This is a genomic window from Candidatus Thermoplasmatota archaeon (genome assembly GCA_029907305.1).
In the GTDB taxonomy this organism is placed as follows: Archaea; Thermoplasmatota; E2; order DHVEG-1; family DHVEG-1; genus JARYMC01.
Map to the genome: position 1 here is coordinate 1 of JARYMC010000139.1, position 591 is coordinate 591.

The 591-nt window shown below is 54.3% G+C and carries 1 rRNA gene; it reads left to right on the plus strand.

What is annotated here, in order from left to right:
- Nucleotides 1–591 (plus strand): 23S ribosomal RNA (locus tag QHH19_07345); the annotation flags it as partial.

Below are 591 nucleotides of genomic sequence, written 5' to 3' on the forward strand. Positions count from 1 at the left end.
GCAGCTATCCTTTAAAAAGTGCGTAACAGCTTACCAGTCAAGATTTAGGGCGCTGAAAATGGACGGGGCTCAAGCCTACTACAGAGACCACGGAGCACCGAAAGGTGATCTCGTAGAGAGGCGTTCTGCATGGGCAGAAGCTGGGGCGTAAGGTCCAGTGGACCGTGCAGAATTGAGAATTCTGGCAGTAGTAGAAGCATAGTTGGGTGAAAATCCCAACCGCCGCAGGGGCTAGGTTTCCTCGGCCATGTTCGTCAGCCGAGGGTTAGTCGGTCCTAAGGTGCACCGTAACTCGAGTGTACCGAAAGGGAAACAGGTTAATATTCCTGTACCGTCCGTCTGTAGCGAAAGCCCTGACGCTTCGGGATATGTCAGGCGGGACCGTCGTCCCGTCTAAGCATCAGAAGCCTGTGGAGTACCGTAATGGTGAGAAGCAGGTGAATGTGTGATGGGGTAACCTGACAAATTCCTGGAGCCCGTGAAAAGGGAGACGGCGTCCGTACCGAGAACCGACACAGGTGCCCCTCGCTGAGAAGGCGAAGGCGTGTCGGAGATAATTGTGTTAAGGGAACTCGGCAAATTGGCCCCGTA